We start from the raw sequence: 19,733 nt of genomic DNA on the forward strand, positions 1-19,733 counted from the left end.
TATCACTCGGCGGCCCTGTCCGAGTGGCCCAGCGGCTTTCCCGGGGCCACCCGGTCGCGTACCAGGCGCTTGACCGCCGTGGGCTCCGGGAAGCCCTGGTCGCGGCGGTCCCAGACGACCTCGTCGTTCACGCGGACGACGAAGACACCGCCCGTGCCCGGCTTCAGCGACAGCTCGGTCAGTTCGGTCTCGAAGGTGGTGAGCAGCTCCTGCGCCAGCCAGGCCGCCCGGGGCAGCCAGCGGCACTGGGTGCAGTACTCGATCTGGACGCGGTGGGTCATCCGAGGTGCACCGACCAATCCTGTTCCGCCGCCGGCTTGCCGTGCAGGTCGGGGACCCGCTTGAGCCAGGCCGGGCGGCCCTGCTGGGTCTTCGTCGCGCGGGCGGCCTCCTCGGCCGCGAGTTCCTCGCGGCTCGGGAAGTCGGTGGGCAGCCACTCGGACGACAGCCGGACGCGGTCCAGGAGGTAGCCGACGTAGGCGTCGCGGACGTCGTCGGGCGTGGCGAACCCGGCGTCCTCGGCGAGCCAGGCGTCCGGCACCTCGGCGACGATCCGGCGCAGCAGTTCCTCCGTCACCCGGGGCGCCAGTTCGGCGTCGGCGGCGCGCACGTCGGGGCCGTAGTGGCCGAGGGCGTGGTGCCGGAAGTCGTACCTGCGGCCCGGGGCCGTGGTGTCCCAGCGGTGGTGGAAGACGAGCGCGGCACCGTGGTCGATGAGCCACAGGCGCGGGGGCACGGTGCCCAGCGTGGGCCAGACCATCAGGTTGGAGCTGTGGACCGTACGGTCGACGTTGACGGTCAGCGCGTCCAGCCAGACGATCCGGCCGGCCTCCAGCGGGTCCACCGGGAAGGTCCGGGCGATCTCCGGGGTGAAGTCCCGGGCGCCCGGCAGATAGTCCATGCCGAGATTGACGCCCGCGCTGGCGCTGTGCAGGTCGCGCACCTCCTGGTGCGGCTCGGTGTCGGCGACGGCGGGGTCGAAGTGGACGAGGACCAGCTCCGGGAAGCGCAGGCCGAGCGCGCGGGCGAGTTCGCCGACGATGATCTCGGCGACCAGTGCCTTGTGGCCCTGCGCCGAGCCGGTGAACTTGACGACGTACGTGCCGAGGTCATCGGCCTCGACGACTCCGGGGACGGAGCCGCCGGACCGCAGGGGGGTCACGTATCGAACAGCAGTCACATCGCGCAGCACACCGGCCAGCGTAAGCGCTCCGCTCGATCAGATGCCCGCCAGCGGGTTCGGCAGCGGCAGATAGCGGGCGTCCGCGCCGTCCGCTCCCGTCCAGCGCAGCAGCAGGTTGGTCTTGCCGGGCAGGGTGGGCGCGGTGAGCAAGGCGGGGATCTCGGGGAGGGCGTGCCGGGCGAGTTCACGGCGGACGGCGGGCCACGGGTCGAGGCCGGGGTGGCGGTCGGCGAGGGCGCCGGCGATCTCGATGAGGTGGTTGACGACCAGGCAGTACACCAGGCGCTCCCAGCCGGCGGCCCGCGTCACGTCCGGCAGCAGCTTGGTGCCCTCGGCGTCGCGGAACAGGGCCTGCACGGGGGTGCCGGCCGCGTCGACGGCGACGAGGGTGTTCTGCAGGTGGGCCTCCAGGACGACCCCGTGGTCGTCGAAGGCCGTCAGGGCGGGCGGGACGACCTGCCGCAGATACGCCTCCCACCAGCCGGCCGGGTCGGCGGTGGCGGCAAGCGGGCTGCCCTCGAAGCCCTCGGCGAGAGCCGCGGCCAGCAGCGGGGTGGCGCCCGGCAGCAGGTGGCCGCGCAGCCCGTCCCGGACCAGCACGGCCAGCTCCTCGAAGGCGAAGGCGGCGGTGCGGTAGCCGCGGTCGCTCAGCCAGGCCGCGGGCGGGTCCAGCGCCGCGAAGGCGCGGCAGGCGGCGGTGTCGGTACGGCGCAGTGCGCGCAGGTCGTGGCGCCACAGCCGTCGGATGTCGTTGGTGATGCGGACGTCCAGGCTGAACTTCAGGAACAGATCGCGGCCCGGCTCGTACACCGTGCGGATCGCTGCCGTGGGCCAGGTGTCGAACGGGGTCGTGCCGAGCCGCAGCAGCCGGCCGTCGGCGAACGCGGGGGCGAGGTCGCGGGCGGCGAGGTCGAGCTGCCAGGGATGGGCGGGCAGCAGCCGGTAGCCGGCCGGGGCGGTGCCCAGGGCGTCCAGGGCGGTGGTGTCGCCCTCCTCGGCCACCTGGTCCTCGCGGACGCCGAGCAGCGCCAGCGGGAAGCGGGCGTGCGCCTCGGGGGCGTACGGCAGCCAGGACGTGACCGGGCCGCCGCCGCGCGCCTTGGGGGCCGGGTGGTAGGGGTGGCCGGTGAGCAGGGACTGCTCGGAGCGCAGATACGGGTCCTCGGGCGCGGTGGCCCGGGAGCGGGCGGTGAGCAGGGCGGCGACCGCGTCCCGGCTGTCGATCATCTCGGCGGGCAGGTCGCCGCCGGGCAGCCCGGTGTGCCGGCGCAGCTCCTCGGCGACCAGTTTGACCAGCTCCGGGTGGCCGATCCGGTGCCAGGCCCCGGCCGCGTACACCTCGGGGTCGGCGGGGCGCCGCCCGGCGCGCACCCGCAGGAGGCGTCCGCCCGGCAGCCGGTGCACGCGGTGGTTCCCGGTGTCCTGGAGCGGCTCGGTCACCTCCCGCAGCAGGCAGTTGAGCAGGGGGGCCGCCGCGTACGCGTCGGCGCGGCGGCCGGCCTCGCCGGTGGGGGATGTGAGGTCCACGCGTTCCATTCGTCCGTCGTCCTGGGGCCCGGTCGTCGCTGCTCGCCGGGTGCGCTGTCCGGAAGCCGGTGTTGATCAGTATGGCCGCCGTTCCCGGCGGTCCCTGACAATCGTGCCGTGTCCGCGTACCCGAGGAGCCGACCGTGCACCGTCCCACCACCGCCGAGGCCGAGATCGCCGAGGAGCTGGCCGCTGTCCGGCCCGGCCTGCTGCCCCGGTACGCGGCGGAGCTGCCGGGCGCCCGCGCCGCGGTGCTGACCCGGCTGTGGCGGGCGCTGGCCCATGAGCCGCTGCCGTGGCTCACCGGCCGGACGCCGGGGGCGTACAGCCTCGCCCTGCGCCTGGCCGACGGCCGGACCCTGTACGGGCCGCACGCGGACCCGTACGCCACGAGCGCGTACGTCATCGCGGTCCGCCTCGACCGGGAGCGCCACGACGATCCGGCGCGTCTGATGACCGCGCTCGGGGTGCCCCACGGGTCCGCGTTCGCGGCGGAACTGGCGCACAGCGTGGCCTCGCTGGCGCTGTCCCGGGCCGGCGCCGATCACCCGAAGGAGTGGCCGGAGCAGGACTGGGCGTGGGAGCAGCGGGTGGTCGACGGGCACCCGTTCCATCCGAACTGCCGCTCCCGGCCCGGCTTCTCGGTGGCGGACCAGCTGGCGTACGGCCCGGAGCACGGTCCGGTGGTCGAGCTGGGCACGGTGCCGGTACCGGCTGCCGACTGCCTGGTCTCCGGCGACTGGCCGGCGGAACTCCGGTCGGGCGACCGCCTGTTGGTGCCGGTGCACCCCTGGCAGGCCACGCACGTGCTCAACCGGCCGTACGACACGTGGCAGCGGGCCCGCCCGCTGATGTCCCTGCGCACCCTGGCGCTGCCCGGCGGCCCGCATGTGAAGACCGCGCTGAGCGCCCGGCTCACCTCGTCGGTGCGGGACATCTCGGCCTACTCGGTGCGGGTCGCGGCGCCCCTGTCCGACTTCGCCGAGGACCTGGCGGCGCGCACCGAGGGCCTGCTGCACATCACCCGCACGCTGGGGGCGGTCACGGACCGTTCCCCCGACCTGGCCGCGCTGCTGCGGGAGTCGCCGCAGGCGTACGCGGCACCGGGCGAGCGGGTCGTGCCGGTGGCCGCGCTCGCCACCACGGCCCTGCCCGACTCCCCCGACTGGCTGGCCGCGTTCACCCGGCTGACGCTGACGGTGGGCCTGCGCCTGCTGGACCTCGGCGTGGCCCTGGAGGCCCACGGCCAGAACCTCCTGGTCGTCCTGTCGGCCGAGGGCACCCCCGTGCGCCTGGTCTACCGCGACCTCGCCGACATCCGGATCAGCCCCGCCCGCCTGGCCCGCCACGGCATCACCCCGCCCGCTCTCACGGGCCGCCTGATCACGGACGACGAAACCGCCCTGCGCCGCAAGCTGTTCGGGTCCCTGGTGGCGGGTGCGCTGGCCGCCACGGCGGGTTCGGGCCCGGCACTGGCCGGAGCCCTGACCGCCGCCGTACCGCACCTCCCGCCCGGACCCGACCTCACGTCCCTGTGCAACGGACCGGTTCCCGCGAAGGCGTTGACCCTGATGCGCCTGTCACCGCGGACCCCGGGCGACCAGTGGACGGCGCTGCCCAACCCGCTCGTTTTGAAGTGCGGCCTGTCTGATCAATAAGATCCGGCGATGATCAGAAGACAACGGCTGGCGGCGGGCGTCTGTGCTCTGCTCGCCGCCCTGACGGCCGGGATCGCGTTCCCCGCCGGCGCGGTCGCTGACGAGACGGACCAGGCCGCTCCGAAGGTCGAACTGGTGCTGGACGTCAGCGGTTCCATGCGCACCCGCGACATCGACGGCGGCACCCGGATGGCCGCGGCGAAGCAGGCGTTCAACGAGGTGCTGGACGCCACCCCGGAGGAGGTCCAGCTCGGCATCCGCACGCTCGGTGCCAACTACCGCGGCAACGACCGCAAGGAGGGCTGCAAGGACACCGCGCAGCTCTACCCGGTCGGCCCGCTGAACCGGACCGACGCGAAGACGGCCGTGGCCACGCTGGCGCCGACCGGCTGGACCCCGATCGGGCCCGCGCTGCTGAAGGCGGCGGACGACCTGAACGGCGGTTCCGGAACCCGTCGTATCGTCCTGATCAGTGACGGCGAGGACACCTGCCAGCCGCTCGACCCGTGCGAGGTGGCCCGGGAGATAGCGGCCAAGGGCATCGGGCTGACCATCGACACCCTCGGCCTGGTGCCGGACGCCAAGACCCGCGCCCAGCTCAGCTGCATCGCGGACGCCACCGGCGGCACCTACACCGATGTCCGGCACAAGGAGGAACTGAGCGACCGCGTCGGCCAGTTGGTGGACCGGGCCGCCGATCCGGTGGTGACTCCGGTGGCCACCGAGGGCGCCGACCGGTGCGAGAAGGCGCCCACCCTCAAGTCCGGGCTGTACACGGACCGTGAGGAGTTCGGGCAGCAGCGCTGGTACAAGGTGGACGTCGAACCCGGCCAGGAGCTTCGCGCCTCGGTGAGCGTGGCGGACGACCGGGCCGTCGGCCCGAACTACGGGGTGCTGCTGCGGGCGGTGACCCTGCACGGCCGGGAGATCGTGCGCGGTGAGGCCGCCGGCACCGGTCGTACGGATGTGATCTCCACCGGTCTGCGGTACCCGAAGGCGGACAGCGACGACGACGCGGCGCCCGCGGAGACCGTGTGCCTGCAGGTCACCCAGTCGTTCGCGGCGGCCTCGGGCGTGAAGACCACGCCGGGTCTGCCGCTGGAGCTGACCGTCGACGTCGTGGACGGGCCGTCGGGCCACCACGACGTGGCCGCCTTCGGTCTCGGCCGTGGCTGGTGGCTGCTCGGCGCGCTGGTGCTGGTCGGCTTCCTGGCGGGTCTGCTGTGGGGCTGGGTGTCACGCTGGCGGGTCGCGGTCTGGAGGACGAACTGATGCGGATCACACGTGTGCTGGGCGCCGCCCTGCTGGCGCTGGGGCTGGCCGCGGGACCGGCCGCCGCCGACTCCTCGCCCTCCCCGGGCGCCTCCGACGACGGCAAGGCACCCACCCAGGCGGGCACGTCCTTCCGTACGGCGACGGAGATCGAGCAGGGGCAGCAGGCCACCGCCTCCGCCTCCACCGGCGACTACCTGTACTGGTCGTTCCCCGCGGACACCGGGCAGCGCCCCACCGTCAAGGCGACGGTGAAGCTCCCGGACACGCACGGCTCGCAGACCTGGCAGCTCGATGTCTACGACGGGCTGCGGCGGCGCCAGGCGTGTCAGTACGGCGCCGCGACCCGCACCGCCGGGCAGGGCACCGCCTCGGTCGAACTGGCCTGTGTGCTGCGCACGGTGCGCGGCTGGTCGGAGCCGTGGGCCGCTGACCCGCTGCCCGGCACGTACTACGTCCGGCTGACCGTGGTGGACCTCGGCGTCTCCGACCTCGGCAAGCCGGTCGGCGCCGAGGTGCGCGTCGACTCCAAGGACATGGGCGGCGCGGCGGCGGTGGACGGCTCGCTGGGCAAGCCGCTCGTCCCGGGAATCGCCGTCAAGTCGGAGGAGGACAAGGACGGTTCGAAGACGGCCGTGCTGTCCAGCTTCGGCTCGGACGACGGCTGGTCCTCCGGCTGGTGGTCCGACCGCTGGGTGTGGACCGCGATCGGCGGTGTGCTGGCCGCGCTCGCCGGTATCGGCGGGTACGCGCTCACGCGCGGCTCGGGCCGGCCGTCCAACGTGCCGCCGGGCGTGTGATCCGTACGGCTCATGACGCTTCGTGAAGGCCCGCCGCCCCGGCGGGCCTTCACCTTTGTCACGCCCCTTTGTCACGCCCCTTTGTCACGCCCCTTTGTCACGCCTCGCGCAGTGCCTTGGCGAGCGTGCCCTCGCCGGTCACCGTGACGCGTCCGGACCGGACGGCGTCCAGCAGGGTCGACTCGCCCCGCGCCACCGCCTCGCAGGTCTCCGCGTCCAGCACGAGCCGCGCGTCCGCCTCGCCGGGCGCGGGTCCGTCGCCGTAGACCGGGCCGTCCGCCGCGCCGACGTGGAGGTGGAAGTCTCCTTCCTCCAGGTGGACTTCGACGACACCTTCCCCGTCCAGGGCCCGCAGCAGGGGCAGCGCGAACCAGTGCGCGCGCACGGCGTCGGTGGGCCTGCGCTCGCCCAGCTCTCCCTCGCCCCACTCGCCCAGCGCCTGGAGCACGGGCAGCAACTCCCGCCCGCGCGCGGTGAGTTCGTACACGAAGGCCGCTCCCGGCGGGGGCAGCCGGCGCCGGGCGGTGAGGCCGTCCCGTTCCATGTCCTTCAGCCGTGAGGCGAGTACGTCCGTGCTCACGCCGGGCAGATCCGCGTGCAGGTCCGTGTAGCGGCGGGGGCCGGCGAGCAGCTCCCGCACGATCAGCAGGGTCCAGCGGTCGCCGACGAGGTCGAGGGCGCGGGCTGCGGAACAGTACTGGTCGTAGCTTCGGCGAGGTGACATGCGACGCAGTCTAGACGCGTTGTTGGACTTTCCAAGCTTCTACTTGGTAAAACCAAGCAACACGAGTTTCGGAGGGGCGCATGGAGTTCCGGCAGTCCAACAAGCTCAGCGAGGTGTGCTACGAGATCCGCGGCCCGGTGATCGAGCACGCCAACGCGCTGGAGGAGGCGGGGCACAGCGTGCTGCGCCTGAACACCGGCAACCCCGCGGCCTTCGGCTTCGAGGCGCCGGAGGAGATCCTCCAGGACATGATCCGGATGCTGCCGCAGGCGCACGGCTACACCGACTCCCGCGGCATCCTCTCCGCCCGCCGCGCGGTCGCCCAGCGCTACCAGGCCCGGGGCCTCGAAGTCGACGTGGACGACGTCTACCTGGGCAACGGCGTCTCGGAGCTGGTCTCCATGGCCGTCCAGGCCCTGGTGGAGGACGGCGACGAGATCCTCATCCCCGCACCGGACTTCCCCCTCTGGACAGCCGTCACCACCCTGGCCGGCGGCAAGGCCGTGCACTACCTGTGCGACGAACAGGCCGACTGGAACCCGGACCTGGCCGACATGGCGTCGAAGATCACGGACCGGACGAAGGCCGTGGTCATCATCAACCCGAACAACCCGACGGGCGCCGTCTACCCGAAGGAGGTCGTCGAGGGCATCCTCGACCTGGCCCGTCGGCACGGCCTGATGGTCTTCGCCGACGAGATCTACGACCAGATCCTGTACGACGACGCCGTCCACCACTCGGCCGCCGCGCTCGCCCCCGACCTGGTCGTCCTCACCTTCTGCGGCCTGTCCAAGACCTACCGGGTGGCGGGCTTCCGCTCCGGCTGGCTGGTGGTCACCGGCCCGAAGCAGCACGCCAGGGATTACCTGGAGGGCCTGACCATGCTGGCCTCCATGCGGCTGTGCGCCAACGCGCCCGCCCAGTACGCCATCCAGGCCGCGCTCGGCGGACGCCAGTCCATCAGCGAACTCGCCGCCCCGGGCGGGCGGTTGTACGAGCAGCGGACCGTGGCCTGGGAGAAGCTGAACGAGATTCCGGGCGTGTCGTGCGTGAAGCCCAAGGGCGCGCTGTACGCGTTCCCGCGCCTCGACCCCAAGGTGCACAAGATCCACGACGACGAGAAGTTCGTCCTGGACCTGCTGCTGCGCGAGAAGATCCAGGTGGTCCAGGGCACCGGCTTCAACTGGCCCTCCCCCGACCACTTCCGCATCCTGACCCTGCCGCACGCGGACGACCTGGAGGCGGCGATCGGCCGGATCGGCAGGTTCCTCAGCGGGTACCGGCAGTAGCGTTGGCCCGATTCGCTCGTCCGTGCGAAGATCACCCCGCATGACCAGCATGATCAGGGGGGATCACCTTTGCTCTCGCACGGAAGACGCATGCTCTCGTCCGCAGGACGCACGTTCTCGTACGGCAGAGGCACGACGGCCGTCGCCGTCCTGTGCGCGCTGACGCTCGGGCTCGCCGCTCCGGCCGCCCGGGCCGGGTCGGCCTCGCCGTCGCCCTCCGCAGGGCAGGAGGCGCGGGACGCCGCCCGGTTCTGGACGGCCGAGCGCATGGCGGACGCACGGCCGCTGGACGAGGTCCGGACCGAGCCGTCCGGGACCGCGCAGCCGGGCAGCGCGGTGGCGCGCCGCCCCCAGGGCACGCTGTTCAAGGGCACCCGGCTCGTCGGCACGTTCTTCGGCTCCGACGGACCGCGCGGCACCACCTGGCACTGCACCGGCAGCGTGATCGACACCCGGGCCCGGAACGTCGTGCTCACCGCGGCCCACTGCGCGCTGAACATGAAGAGCGACTACATCTTCGTCCCGAAGTTCGTCAAAGGCGCGGCGCCCGACCAGCAGCCGTACGGCATCTTCCACATCCAGCGCGTCTTCATCGATCCCCGCTACACGCCCGACCGGGGCTCGACGACCACCAAGAAGATCTCGTCCGACCTGGACACGGCCTTCGCCCGGGTCTCGGCCAACCAGCACGGCAAGTCCCTCCAGGACGCGGTGGGCGGCGGACTGACCTTCACCCGCCCCTCCGGTTACACCCAGCGGCACGTCACCGTCGTCGGCTACCCGTCCCACCGGCACAACAGCGCCGGACGCGCCGTCAAGTGCACGGTCCCGACCAAGCAACTCCGCGGCTACCGGCAGCTGTCGATGACCTGCGGCGGCTACTACGGCGGCGTGTCCGGCAGCCCCTGGATCACCGACTACAAGGACGACGCCCGCACCGGACACGTCATCGGCAACCTCGGCGGCTACAACGGCGGCGGCAACGACGCCAACGTGGACTACATCAGCTACGCCACCGCGTTCGGCGCCGACGCCGCGAACCTCCTCGGCTACGCCGTCGCCGACCAGGCCCCGCCCGCCGACCTGCCGCCGTACCGGGGTCTGAAGGGCACCCTGCCGGGCGGCGCGGCACGCTGGCGCAAGGCCGCGCTCACGGCCTCCGGCGACTACACCGGCGACCGGCACGGCGATCTGCTCGTGGTCTGGTCCGACGGCGGGGTCACCCTGCACCCGGGCGACGGCAGGGGCGGATTCCAGGCCGAGAAGCGGCTGCGGCAGGCCAACTCCACCTGGACGCACGCCCGGACCGTCACCGGCGGCAGCTTCGCGGGCGGCAACCGGTCCGGCCTGCTGGTGCGCTGGTCCGACGGCGAGGTCACCCTCTACCCCGAACCCGGCCCCTCCGGACTGGGCCGGGAGATCCGGATGGCGACGCCGGGCTCCGCCTGGAAGAACGCCGTCCAGTTCACCGCCGGACGGTTCCGGGACGGTCAGGGCACCGACCTGCTCGTCCGCCGGTCCGACGGCGCGGTCGTCCTGTACAGCGGGGTCGGCACCGGCGGCTTCGGCACCGCCACCCAGCTCGTCGCGGCGAACGGCACCTGGACCAAGGCCTCCCTGCTGACCGGCGGCGACTTCGGGGGCGCGGCCGGGCGGGATCTGCTGGTGCGCTGGGCGGACGGCGCGCTCGACACGTACACGGACACCTCGGCCGCGGGCCTCGGCACCAAGTCCCGGATGCGCGGCCCGAACGGCATGTGGCAGCACGCGCAGGTGATGACGGCCGGCGGCTTCCGCCACGACGGCTCCGGCGACGACCTCATCGTGCGCTGGTCCGACGGGGAGACCACGCTGTACGCCGACACCGGCACGAAGGCCCTCGGCACCGAGTACACGCTGGTCCACCCGGGCACCTGACCGGCACCCCACACACGTCCCGACGTCCTCGGAGAACGCCGTCTGGCGCAGTCCGTCCTGCGGGCGGCAGCCGCCCTGTGACACCGTGCCGTCATGGGTGACCTCCTTCTCGTCCGGCACGGTGAGACCGAGTGGTCGCGGTCCGGGCGGCACACCGGCTGGACCGACGTACCGCTCACCGAGCACGGGCGGGAGGAGGCGCTCCGGCTGGTTCCGCTGGTCCGCTCGCACCGGATCGGGGCGGCCTTCGTCAGCCCCCTGCAGCGGGCCCGGGAGACCGCCCGGCTCATCGGGATCCCGGACGCGCGGGTCGACGCCGACCTGCGCGAGTGGGACTACGGCGGGTACGAGGGCGTGACCACCCCGGAGATCCAGCGGACCCGGCCCGGCTGGTTCCTCTTCACGGACGGCGTCACGCCCGGTCCGCCGGACCACCCGGGCGAGACCCCGGAGCAGGTCGGGGAGCGCGCCGACCGGATGCTGGCCAAGGCCGACGCGGCCCTCGCCGGCACCGAGGGGGCCGTCGTCCTGATCGCCCACGGCCACTTCCTCCGCGTGCTCACCGCCCGCCGCCTGGGCCTGCCGCCCCGGCACGGGGCCCTCTTCCAGCTCGCGACGGGGGCGCTCGGCCGGCTCGGCACGGAGCACGGCCGTCCCGTGGTGGCGGGGTGGAACATCCGGCCCCGGGAGTAGGGGGCGTCGGGAGCAGGGGGCGTTGTCAGACCCGGGCCGTACTCTGCGAATGGGCCGCTTTCCCGGTGGTCCCGTCCGAGAAGGGGCCGTTCTTCTGGCGGTCCCGAGGAGCCGCGGTGCCGGAAGGAGCGTCCCGTGACCCGACCGCCGACCGCCGCGCAGCGGCGGGTGATCGAGACCGCCGACCCTGTCACCGGCCGGCTGCGCGGTACGGAGACCCAGCTCGCGGCACTGGTGAAGCGGGGGCTCGCCTTCCGGCACCCCCGGCCGCCGCACGACCACTTCCTCACCTCGGCCGGCCATCGGATACGGGAGGCGGTACCCGAGGCGCCGGTGCGGCCCGCGCCGGACAGCGGGGTGTTCACGGCCCGCGTCGGCGGCGAGGAGGAACCGCCCGGGTCCGGTCCGGCCCGGCGGCGCGAGGTGCACAGCGCCTGGCAGGGGCTGCTGGAGCTGCGCCGGATGACGAATCCCGACGGCGCCGTGGACCGGCCCTGCGGGTGGGAGCGGACGCATCTGGTGCGGGCCGCGGCGCTCGCGCTGGAGGCGGCCGGGCACCGTCCGGCGGGCGGCGACACGGACGGCTACCGGGTCCGGGCGACCCCGCAGCCGGAGGCGGTCGCGGTGTACGCGCCGGACGCTCGGACGCTGGCGGACTGCGCGGCCACGCTGGAGCGGGCCGGCTGGCAGGCCGGCGAGTACACCGAGCCACGGACCAGAGCGCGCTACCTGCTGGCGTCGCCCCGCCGGGTCTGACCGGCGTGTCAAGATCGGTCGACCGGAGAATCGAACGCGAGAGGGGCTGGAAGTGGCCGAACCGTTTTCCGTCCGCGTGACCGTCCGCGGCTACGAGACCGACACCCAGGGACACCTCAACCAGGCGGTGTACCTCAACTACGCGGAGCACGCCCGCTGGTCGCTGCTCCAGGCGGCCGGGATCACCCAGGCCCGGCTGGTGGCCCAGGGAGTGGGCCCGGTGGCGCTGGAGACGAACATCCGCTACCTGCGCGAACTGCTCGCCGGTGACGAGGTCGATGTGACCTGCGCGTTCGAGTGGGGCGACGGCAAGACGTTCCGCATACGGCAGGAGGTGCGCAAGGCCGACGGCACGCCGGCGGCCGAGGTCACCGCGGTGGGCGGCATGCTGAAGCTCAAGGAGCGCAAGCTGGTCGCCGACCCGCGAGAGGTGTTCAAGGAGCTGGCGACGGACCCCGGTCTGTTCGGCCTGTAGGGCGCCGGACGCCTACGCGTCGAGCGACTCGGGCCGGTGCTCGACGTCGTAGGCCGCCCGCGCCTCGGCGATGTACACCCGGTTGCGCTCGGCCCAGTCGGTCAGCCGCTGCAGGGTGTCGTTCAACTCATGGGCTACGGGCGTCAGTTCGTACTCCACCTTGGGCGGCACCGTCGGATGGACGGTGCGGGTCACCAGGCCGTCCCGCTCCAGGTTGCGCAGGGTGAGGGTGAGCATACGGCGGCTGATGCCCTCGATGCCGCGCTCCAGTTCGGTGAACCGGATGGGCCCGTGCGCGGCGGCGACGAGGATCTGCACGCTCCACTTGCCGGCCACCCTGTCAAGAACTTCCCGGACGGGGCACGCGTGCGCGTTCACTGCCTGGACGGTAACACCGGTGTTCCTCTGGGACATCCGACTGCCTCCTTACGCCGGCTCCCATGGTCACTCACGATGATCCCCGTTACAAGTCGTGCACCAAGGTGCGTAAGAAGAACGGGGAGGCGGCACACGCGATGTCGGCCACGATCGAGAACAGTCCGTCATCGGGGACGGTGGCACCGCGTCGACGGTACTCCCGGTGGGCGTCCCTGGCCGTGTTGTGCGCGGGCACGCTGATGACGGTCCTGGACGGCACCATCGTCACGGTGGCGATGCCCGCCATCCAGAGTGACCTCGGCTTCACCGGCCCGGGTCTCGCCTGGGTCGTCAACGCCTATCTGATCGCCTTCGGCGGGCTGCTTCTCCTCGCGGGGCGGCTCGGTGATCTGGTGGGCCGCAGGCGGATGTTCACGGCGGGGCTCGCGGTGTTCACGCTGGCGTCGGTGCTGTGCGGCACGGCGACCGGGCAGGGCATGCTGATCGCGGCGCGGGCGGTGCAGGGCGCGGGCGGGGCGATGGCCTCGGCGGTGGTCCTCGGGATGCTGGTCGCCCTGTTCCCCGAGCCGCGTGAACAGGCGCGGGCCATCGCGGCGTTCAGCGCGGTCGGCGCGGCGGGCGGCGCGCTCGGCACCTTCCTCGGCGGCGCCCTCACCCAGGCGCTCAACTGGCACTGGATCTTCCTGATCAACCTGCCGATCGGGGTGGCCGCGTGGCTGGCCGCGCTGCGGGTGCTCACCCCGGAACGCGGGGCCGGCCTCGGCCGGGGTGCCGACTACCCCGGGGCCGGGCTGGTCACCGGCGCGCTGATGCTCACGGTGTACGTCATCGTCGGCGCCGGCGACCGCTCCCGCACCGTCACCCTGCTGCTCGCGGCCCTCGCGCTCGCCCTGTTCACGGCGTTCGCGCTGCGCCAGGCCCGGGCGGCGCGCCCGCTGCTGCGGCTGCGGCTGCTGCGCTCCCGGGTGCTGACCGGGGCCAACGCGGTCCAGGTGCTGATGATCGCCACGATGTACGGCTTCCAGTTCATCGGCGCGCTGTACCTGCAACGGGTGCTGGGCTACGGCGCGCTCGCGACCGGTACCGCGTTCCTTCCGGCTCCGGTCCTGATCGGTGTGCTGATGCTGGGGCTGTCCGCGCGGGCCGTGGCCCGGTTCGGCGGGTACCGGGTGCTGATGGCCGGCCTGGTGCTGATCACGGCCGGCATGGCCCTGCTGGGCCGCGCACCGGCGGACGGCTCCTACCTCACCGACGTACTGCCGGCCATGCTGCTGCTCGGCGCCGGTTTCGCGGCGGCCATGCCCGCGCTGACCGGGCTCGCGATGTCCGGGGCGCGGGCGGAGGACGCGGGACTGGCGTCCGGGCTGTTCAACACCACGCAGGTGGTGGGCGGTTCGTTGGGCCTCGCGGTCCTGTCGACCCTCGCGGCGAGCCGTACCGAGGGCCTGCTCGGCCGGGGCGAGGCCCTGGTCCCGGCCACGGCCGAGGGCTACCGGCTGGCGTTCCGGGTGGCGACGGGGATCGCCGTGGCGGCACTGCTGCTGGCGGGCGCGGTGCTGCGGCCCCGGCGGGTCAACTCGCGCTGAAGGCCGCCTTGTTGTCCACCGCCCACGCCCGGTAGGTCCGGGCCGGCCTGCCCAGCACCTCCGGTACGTCCTCGGTGACCACCTCGTTGCCGCCCCGGCGGACGTAGGTGACGCCGGCCAGGACGCTCTCCGCGCGGGGTCCGTCGAAGCCCCAGGCGGTACGGAGGAACCCGCGTGTCTCGTCGGCCGAGAGGTCGCGCGTGGGCACCGGACGGCCCAGGACCGAGGCGAGCACGGCCGCCTGCTCCGGGACGCTGATCGCCTCCGGCCCGGTCAGGGTGTACGTCCGTCCCGCGTGCCGCCCGTCGAGCAGGGCCCGCACCGCCACCGCGGCGATGTCGCGCGGGTCGATCACGCCCGAGGCCCCGTCGCCGGTCATGTTCGGCACCGGCTCGCCCGCCCGGAGCGCCGGTGCCCAGCTCAGCGTGTTGGAGGCGAACGACGAGGGCCGCAGGACCGTCCACTCGGCCCCGCTCTCCCGGACGGCCCGCTCGCCCTCCACGTGCCACCGGCCGGACGGGCCGGACTCCCGGTCGCCGGTCGCGATCGCCGAGAGCTTCACCAGCCGGCGCACGCCGGCCGCCCGCGCCGCCTCGACCGTGACGGCGTCGTGCCCCTCGTCCGGGCCGGGAGGACGGAGCAGGAACACGGCCGTCACCCCCGCCAGGGCGCCTTCCAGGGCGTCGGGGTCGCCGTAGGGGCCGCGCACCGCCTCCACCCCGTCGGGCAGCCGGGCCCCGTCCGGGTCGCGGGTCAGGGCCCGCACCTTCTCGCCGCGCGCCGCGAGCTGTCGTACCACTTCGCCGCCGATGGTGCCCGTGGCACCCGTCACCAGAATCATGGCTCCACGGTGGCTCCTCGGACCGCCCCGGTTCTTGTAGATTCCGGCACGGCCGGACCCGCCCGTGAGCCCGTCGGCGCCCTTACCGTGGAGGGATGCCGCAGCCCATCGCCGAGCAGGCCCGGAGCGCACCCGAGGTCCTGCGCCCCTGGATCACGGGGGTACGGACCTCGTCCTACGCCGACCCGCCCGAGGAGGCACTCGTGCGCCTCCCCGACGCGGTCACGAGGGTGGTGCTCCGCGTGGCGGCCGACCGGCACCGGGACGTGCTGGTCGTCGGGCCCCGGGTGCGTGCCTCCTACCACCGGGGCAAGGCGGAGCTGACCTGTGTGGAGCTGTGTCTGTCGCCGGGCACGGTCCGCCCCCTGCTGGGTGTGCCGGCCACGGAACTCGTGGGCCGGGTCGTGCCGCTGCACGCGCTGCCGGGCGAAACGCCGCGCCGGCTCGCGGACGCGCTGCGGTGGCTGGACCCGTGGGAGGCGGTGCCCCACCTGGAACGGTCGCTTCCCGGCCTGCTCGCCAGGTCCGCGGACCCGGCGCGCACGGCGCTGCTGCGGGCGGGGGTGGCGGCGCTGTCGGTCCGGACGGACCGGGCGCCCGCGCAGGTCCGTGACGTGGCCCGGGAACTCGCCGTGAGCGAGCGCCAGTTGCGGAACCTGTTCGCGGACGGCGTCGGCGTCTCCCCCAAGCAGTACGCCCGCATCGACCGTGTCCGCGCGGTCGTCACCGGGGCCCCGACCACCCCCTGGTCCCAGCTCGCCGCGGCCACCGGCTACTTCGACCAGGCGCACATGTCGACCGACTTCCGCGCCCTGATGGGCGTACCGCCCCGCTCGTACTTCACGGGCAGGCTGCCCGCCCTCACCCCGTGCCGGGCGAGCCGCCGCACCTGAATCCGGGGTGCGGAGAGGTGCCGTCGGCTGTCATGCTCCTGGACCATGTCCGCACGACGTGTGAAACCCAGCCGGTACATCTCGGTCGACGTCGAGGCCGACGGCCCGATTCCCGGCCCCTACTCCATGCTGAGCTTCGGCGCTGCCGTGGCCGGCACCCAGGATGCCGACGGCTTCGCCCCCGAGGACCCCGAGCGGCTGACGTTCTACCGGGAACTGCGGCCCATCAGCGCCGACTTCGTGCCGGAGGCACTGGCGGTGAGCGGGCTCGACCGCGAGGCGCTGCGCAGGGACGGCGCCGACCCGGCCGTGGCGCTCGCCGAGTTCAGCGCGTGGGTGCGTGAGATGAGCGCGGGCGCGCAGCCGGTGATGTGCGGGTATCCGGCGTCGTACGACTGGACGTTCCTGTACTGGTATCTGATCCGGTTCACCGGGGACAGCCCCTTCGGGCACTCCGGCTGTCTGGACATGAAGACGCTGTACGCGACGAAGGCCCGGCTGCCGCTGTGGGCGGTGGCCAAGGGGACGATGCCCCGTGAGCTGCTGTCCGGGCGCCGGCATACGCACCATGCCCTGGACGACGCGATCGAGCAGGCCGAGCTGTTCGCCAACCTCATGCGATGGCCGGGGGTCACGGAGTCGGCTCCGTCTCCCCCGGCCTCGTAAGTCCTGACCGTCGGCCTCAGTGCGCAGCGGCGATCTCCTCCCCCGCCTCCATGGGATGGGTGACGTCGTGGGCCTCACGGCCCTTGCCCAGGTGGTTGAAGAGGAGGTTCAGCACCACCGCGGTGACACAGCCCGTGGAGATGCCCGAGTCCAGGACGATCTTCGCGGTCTCCGGGAAGGCGTGGTAGAACTCCGGCGCGGTGATCGGGATGATCCCGACGGCGAGGGACACGGCGACGATCAGGACGTTGTTGTCCCTGTCCAGGCCGGCCCGGACCAGGGTCTGGATGCCGCTCGCGGCGACCGAGCCGAACAGGACGACGCCGGCGCCGCCGAGCACCGGGCGGGGTACGACCGCGATGAGCGAGGCGGCCATCGGGCACAGGCCCATCAGGACCAGGAAGCCGCCGCCGGTCGCGACGACGTACCGGCTGCGGATCCGCGTCATGGCGACGAGGCCGATGTTCTGGGCGAAGGCGCTGCACATGAAGCCGTTGAACAGCGGGCTGAGCGCGGAGCCGAGGGTGTCGGCGCGCAGGCCGGCCGCGATGGTCCTCTCGTCGGCGGGGCGTTCGACGATCTCGCCGAGCGCCAGCATGTCCGCGGTCGACTCGGTCATCGAGACCACCATCACCACGCAGAGGGAGAGGATCGCCGCCGGCTGGAACTGGGGGGCGCCGAAGTGGAACGGGGTCGGGAAGCCCACGATGCCGGCCTCACCGACGGGGCTGAAGTCCGTGACGCCGAACGGTATCGCGACGAGCGTGCCGATGATCAGGCCGAGCAGCACGGCGATCTGCTTCACGAAGCCCCGGGTGAAGCGGCGCAGCAGCAGGACGATCAGCAGGGTGAGGCCGGCGAGGGTGAGGTAGGTCGTCGAACCGTAGTCCTCGGCCCTGGGGTCGGGGCCCTGGGCCCAGCCGAAGGCGACCGGGAGGAGGGAGACCCCGATCAGGGTGATGACCGAACCGGTGACGACGGGCGGGAAGAAGCGGATCGCCTTGCTGAAGAAGGGGGCGGCGAGGAAGCCGAGCAGTCCGGCGACGATGACCGCGCCGAAGATGACCGGCAGGGCGTCGGACTTGTCCTCGGTCGAGGCGACGATCGCGGTCATGGGGGCGACACCGGCGAAGGTGACGCCGTTGACGAACGGCAGCCGGGCGCCGATCTTCCAGAAGCCGAGCGTCTGGAGGAAGGTGGCGAGGCCCGCAGTGAACAGGCAGGCGCCGGTGAGGAAGGTCAGGTCGGTGGCGGACAGGCCGATGGCCGCGCCGACGATGAGCGGTGGGGCGACGACCCCGGCGTACATGGCGGCCACGTGCTGCAGGCCACTGGTCGCCATTTTGAGGGCGGGGAGTTTCTCGTCAACTGGATGGGCGGCCACGGCGGCTCCTCCGGGCGGGTAACACGTCGTCGTCGACGTGGGTTTCATGGAGGTGGTGCGTGTGGTCGTGCGGGACCGTGACGGGGGACAGACGAGCGGTGCGGGGTGACCGTCTCCGGGGCGCGTGCGTCCACACGCGACCCGGAGACGGCGTGCCGTGGATCCCGCTCGGATCCACGGTCCCGGCCGGGAGCCGTCCCTCCCGGCCGGAGTATGTGAGGGCCCGGGGTCAGGCCTGCGCGGCGATGCGGGCCAGGCGCTGGGCCTCCGCGCGCGTGGACACGGCGATGGCGTCCTCGTCGACGGCGACGAGGCGGCCGTTCTCGACGATCTGCCGGCCGTTGACGAAGGACGCGGTGACCGGGGCCGCCGCGCCGAAGACCAGCGCGGTCACCGGGTCGGCGATGGAGGCGTGAGCGAGCGTGTCCATCTTCCAGAGCACCAGGTCGGCGAGCTTGCCGGGCTCCAGCGAGCCGATCTGCTCGGCCCGGCCGAGGACGCGGGCGCCGCCGTGGGTGCCGAGCCGCAGCGCCTGCCGGGCGTTCAGGGCGGCCTCGCGGTGGGCGCCGAGACGGTTGATCAGCAGGGCGTTGCGCAGTTCGGTGTGGAGTTCGCCGGACTCGTTGGAGGCGGTGCCGTCGACGCCGAGGCCCACGGGCACGCCCGCCTTGAGCATGTCGGGGACGCGGGCGATGCCGGCCGCGAGGCGGGCGTTGGACGACGGACAGTGGGCGACGCCGGTCCCGGTGCGGCCGAACGCGGCGATGTCGGAGTCGGTCATGTGGACGCAGTGCGCCATCCACACGTCCTCACCGAGCCAGCCGGTGGACTCGAAGTAGTCGGTCGGGCCCATGCCGAACAGCTCGTGGCAGAACTTCTCCTCCTCCACCGTCTCCGAGCCGTGGGTGTGCAGGCGTACGCCGAGGCGGCGGGCCAGCTCGGCGCCCTGGCGCATGAGTTCGGTGGAGACGGAGAACGGCGAGCAGGGGGCGACCGCCACCTGGGTCATGGCGTCGAAGGAGGCGTCGTGGTGCTTCCTGACGGTCTCCTCGGTCGCGGCGAGGGCGCCCTCCAGCGTCTCCACGGCGAAGTCCGGCGGCAGGCCGCCGTCCTTCTCGCTGCGGTCCATCGAGCCGCGGGCCAGTGTGAAGCGGACGCCCATCTCGGCGGCGGCCCGGATGATCGAGCCGGACAGGTCGCCGGAGCCGTGCGGGAAGACGTAGTGGTGGTCCATGGCGGTGGTGACACCGCCGCGGGCCATCATGGCGAGGGATCCCTGCGCGGCCGCGTACGTCATCTGCTCGTCGATGCGGGCCCAGGTGGGGTAGAGCGCGACCAGCCAGTTGAACAGGTTGTGGTCGGTGGCGAGGCCCCGGGTGATCCACTGGTAGAAGTGGTGGTGGGTGTTGACCAGGCCGGGCGTGGCCAGATGGCCGGTGGCGTCGATCCGGCGCACCACGTTCTCCAGGCCCTCGGGGGCCTTGCCCGCGCCGACCGACTCGATGCGGTTGCCGGCGAGGACGAGATACCCGGAGGCGTACTCCGTGTCGCCGGCATCCACGGTCGCGATCGCGCAGTTCTCGATGACGATGCGCTGGGCTGCCGAAGGTGCCATGGTGCTTCCTTGTCTTTCAGTGGCGGGCCCGTGGACAGGGGCTCGGGGGAGTGTCCACGGGGAGGGCACGGCAGGA

At 73.1% G+C, this 19,733-nt stretch carries 19 protein-coding genes; 11 read left to right on the forward strand and 8 right to left on the reverse strand.

The window, feature by feature from the left end; translation table 11 throughout:
- Positions 1–2: 2 nt before the first annotated feature.
- Genes ABZ937_RS16160 through ABZ937_RS16170 form a run of 3 tightly spaced genes read right to left on the reverse strand, consistent with a single transcriptional unit; the run spans position 3 to position 2,719 of the window.
- Positions 3–281, reverse strand: coding sequence for a SelT/SelW/SelH family protein (locus ABZ937_RS16160; protein ID WP_361691877.1), 279 nt, complete (start codon positions 279–281; stop codon positions 3–5).
- Complete coding sequence (locus ABZ937_RS16165) at positions 278–1,192, reverse strand: HipA family kinase (RefSeq protein WP_361691880.1); 915 nt, start codon at positions 1,190–1,192, stop codon at positions 278–280. Before ABZ937_RS16165 ends, ABZ937_RS16160 begins: the two co-directional genes overlap by 4 nt.
- A 27-nt stretch (positions 1,193–1,219) precedes the next feature.
- Entirely contained in the window at positions 1,220–2,719 is a 1,500-nt protein-coding gene (locus tag ABZ937_RS16170) for an IucA/IucC family protein (RefSeq protein WP_361691883.1), read from the reverse strand.
- Between the two features lie 134 nt (positions 2,720–2,853).
- On the opposite strand from ABZ937_RS16170, the gene ABZ937_RS16175 reads away from it, so the two are divergent.
- The 3 genes from ABZ937_RS16175 to ABZ937_RS16185 are packed head-to-tail and all read left to right on the forward strand — an operon-like array spanning position 2,854 to position 6,440.
- Entirely contained in the window at positions 2,854–4,368 is a 1,515-nt protein-coding gene (locus tag ABZ937_RS16175; protein ID WP_361691886.1) for an IucA/IucC family protein, read from the forward strand.
- Between the two features lie 9 nt (positions 4,369–4,377).
- Positions 4,378–5,640, forward strand: a complete 1,263-nt coding sequence (locus tag ABZ937_RS16180) for a VWA domain-containing protein (RefSeq protein ID WP_361691889.1) — start codon at positions 4,378–4,380, stop codon at positions 5,638–5,640.
- The gene (locus ABZ937_RS16185; protein WP_361691892.1) at positions 5,640–6,440 is read left to right on the forward strand and encodes a hypothetical protein; all 801 of its coding nucleotides are present in this window, start codon (positions 5,640–5,642) and stop codon (positions 6,438–6,440) included. The genes ABZ937_RS16180 and ABZ937_RS16185 overlap by 1 nt, the downstream gene beginning before the upstream one ends.
- 97 nt (positions 6,441–6,537) lie before the next feature.
- Here the strand turns inward: ABZ937_RS16185 and ABZ937_RS16190 are convergent, their stop codons facing one another.
- Positions 6,538–7,164 (reverse strand): winged helix-turn-helix transcriptional regulator, encoded by a 627-nt coding sequence (locus ABZ937_RS16190; RefSeq protein WP_361691895.1) that lies wholly within the window; start codon positions 7,162–7,164, stop codon positions 6,538–6,540.
- Positions 7,165–7,244: 80 nt separating this feature from the next.
- On the opposite strand from ABZ937_RS16190, the gene ABZ937_RS16195 reads away from it, so the two are divergent.
- The 5 genes from ABZ937_RS16195 to ABZ937_RS16215 all read left to right on the forward strand — a co-directional run bounded on the left by ABZ937_RS16195 (position 7,245) and on the right by ABZ937_RS16215 (position 12,294).
- A complete protein-coding gene (locus ABZ937_RS16195) occupies positions 7,245–8,453 on the forward strand; it encodes a pyridoxal phosphate-dependent aminotransferase (protein ID WP_361691898.1) in 1,209 nt (402 codons plus the stop codon).
- Between the two features lie 90 nt (positions 8,454–8,543).
- Complete coding sequence (locus tag ABZ937_RS16200; protein ID WP_361691901.1) at positions 8,544–10,370, forward strand: trypsin-like serine protease; 1,827 nt, start codon at positions 8,544–8,546, stop codon at positions 10,368–10,370.
- 93 nt (positions 10,371–10,463) lie between these two features.
- Positions 10,464–11,063, forward strand: coding sequence for a histidine phosphatase family protein (locus ABZ937_RS16205; RefSeq protein WP_361691904.1), 600 nt, complete (start codon positions 10,464–10,466; stop codon positions 11,061–11,063).
- Between the two features lie 135 nt (positions 11,064–11,198).
- On the forward strand, positions 11,199–11,819 hold the full coding sequence (locus tag ABZ937_RS16210; protein WP_361691907.1) for a hypothetical protein: 621 nt from the start codon (positions 11,199–11,201) through the stop codon (positions 11,817–11,819).
- A gap of 52 nt (positions 11,820–11,871) precedes the next feature.
- Entirely contained in the window at positions 11,872–12,294 is a 423-nt protein-coding gene (locus ABZ937_RS16215) for an acyl-CoA thioesterase (protein ID WP_361691910.1), read from the forward strand.
- Between the two features lie 12 nt (positions 12,295–12,306).
- Here the strand turns inward: ABZ937_RS16215 and ABZ937_RS16220 are convergent, their stop codons facing one another.
- Complete coding sequence (locus tag ABZ937_RS16220) at positions 12,307–12,708, reverse strand: helix-turn-helix domain-containing protein (RefSeq protein ID WP_361691913.1); 402 nt, start codon at positions 12,706–12,708, stop codon at positions 12,307–12,309.
- 101 nt (positions 12,709–12,809) lie between these two features.
- Between ABZ937_RS16220 and ABZ937_RS16225 the strand changes: the two genes are divergently transcribed.
- Positions 12,810–14,258 (forward strand): MFS transporter, encoded by a 1,449-nt coding sequence (locus ABZ937_RS16225; RefSeq protein ID WP_361692314.1) that lies wholly within the window; start codon positions 12,810–12,812, stop codon positions 14,256–14,258.
- On the opposite strand, the gene ABZ937_RS16230 is transcribed toward ABZ937_RS16225, so the two are convergent.
- The gene (locus ABZ937_RS16230; protein WP_361691916.1) at positions 14,245–15,099 is read right to left on the reverse strand and encodes an SDR family oxidoreductase; all 855 of its coding nucleotides are present in this window, start codon (positions 15,097–15,099) and stop codon (positions 14,245–14,247) included. The genes ABZ937_RS16225 and ABZ937_RS16230 overlap by 14 nt on opposite strands.
- Positions 15,100–15,194: 95 nt before the next feature.
- Between ABZ937_RS16230 and ABZ937_RS16235 the strand changes: the two genes are divergently transcribed.
- Positions 15,195–15,992, forward strand: coding sequence for a helix-turn-helix domain-containing protein (locus tag ABZ937_RS16235; protein ID WP_361691919.1), 798 nt, complete (start codon positions 15,195–15,197; stop codon positions 15,990–15,992).
- A gap of 45 nt (positions 15,993–16,037) precedes the next feature.
- Positions 16,038–16,658 (forward strand): exonuclease, encoded by a 621-nt coding sequence (locus ABZ937_RS16240; protein ID WP_361691922.1) that lies wholly within the window; start codon positions 16,038–16,040, stop codon positions 16,656–16,658.
- 16 nt (positions 16,659–16,674) lie between these two features.
- Here ABZ937_RS16240 and ABZ937_RS16245 read toward each other — a convergent pair whose 3' ends face one another.
- Together ABZ937_RS16245 and ABZ937_RS16250 are read right to left on the reverse strand one after the other, a co-directional pair.
- On the reverse strand, positions 16,675–18,042 hold the full coding sequence (locus tag ABZ937_RS16245) for a nucleobase:cation symporter-2 family protein (protein WP_361691925.1): 1,368 nt from the start codon (positions 18,040–18,042) through the stop codon (positions 16,675–16,677).
- A gap of 229 nt (positions 18,043–18,271) precedes the next feature.
- Positions 18,272–19,657 carry an 8-oxoguanine deaminase gene (locus ABZ937_RS16250; RefSeq protein ID WP_361691928.1) on the reverse strand — a complete coding sequence of 462 codons (1,386 nt, stop codon included), beginning with the start codon at positions 19,655–19,657 and terminating at the stop codon, positions 18,272–18,274.
- Between the last annotated feature and the right edge of the window lie 76 nt (positions 19,658–19,733).

Origin of the sequence: Streptomyces sp. NPDC046727, assembly GCF_040645635.1 — a bacterium.
GTDB lineage: Bacteria > Actinomycetota > Actinomycetes > Streptomycetales > Streptomycetaceae > Streptomyces.

Bases quoted from the DNA above. Each gene is read 5' to 3' on its own strand.
- ABZ937_RS16160 (WP_361691877.1), bottom strand. From the start codon at position 281: ATGACCCACCGCGTCCAGATCGAGTACTGCACCCAGTGCCGCTGGCTG.
- ABZ937_RS16170 (WP_361691883.1), bottom strand. From the start codon at position 2,719: ATGGAACGCGTGGACCTCACATCCCCCACCGGCGAGGCCGGCCGCCGC.
- ABZ937_RS16180 (WP_361691889.1), top strand. From the start codon at position 4,378: ATGATCAGAAGACAACGGCTGGCGGCGGGCGTCTGTGCTCTGCTCGCC.
- ABZ937_RS16185 (WP_361691892.1), top strand. From the start codon at position 5,640: ATGCGGATCACACGTGTGCTGGGCGCCGCCCTGCTGGCGCTGGGGCTG.
- ABZ937_RS16190 (WP_361691895.1), bottom strand. From the start codon at position 7,164: ATGTCACCTCGCCGAAGCTACGACCAGTACTGTTCCGCAGCCCGCGCC.
- ABZ937_RS16195 (WP_361691898.1), top strand. From the start codon at position 7,245: ATGGAGTTCCGGCAGTCCAACAAGCTCAGCGAGGTGTGCTACGAGATC.
- ABZ937_RS16200 (WP_361691901.1), top strand. From the start codon at position 8,544: ATGCTCTCGTCCGCAGGACGCACGTTCTCGTACGGCAGAGGCACGACG.
- ABZ937_RS16205 (WP_361691904.1), top strand. From the start codon at position 10,464: ATGGGTGACCTCCTTCTCGTCCGGCACGGTGAGACCGAGTGGTCGCGG.
- ABZ937_RS16220 (WP_361691913.1), bottom strand. From the start codon at position 12,708: ATGTCCCAGAGGAACACCGGTGTTACCGTCCAGGCAGTGAACGCGCAC.
- ABZ937_RS16225 (WP_361692314.1), top strand. From the start codon at position 12,810: ATGTCGGCCACGATCGAGAACAGTCCGTCATCGGGGACGGTGGCACCG.
- ABZ937_RS16230 (WP_361691916.1), bottom strand. From the start codon at position 15,099: ATGATTCTGGTGACGGGTGCCACGGGCACCATCGGCGGCGAAGTGGTA.
- ABZ937_RS16235 (WP_361691919.1), top strand. From the start codon at position 15,195: ATGCCGCAGCCCATCGCCGAGCAGGCCCGGAGCGCACCCGAGGTCCTG.
- ABZ937_RS16240 (WP_361691922.1), top strand. From the start codon at position 16,038: ATGTCCGCACGACGTGTGAAACCCAGCCGGTACATCTCGGTCGACGTC.
- ABZ937_RS16250 (WP_361691928.1), bottom strand. From the start codon at position 19,657: ATGGCACCTTCGGCAGCCCAGCGCATCGTCATCGAGAACTGCGCGATC.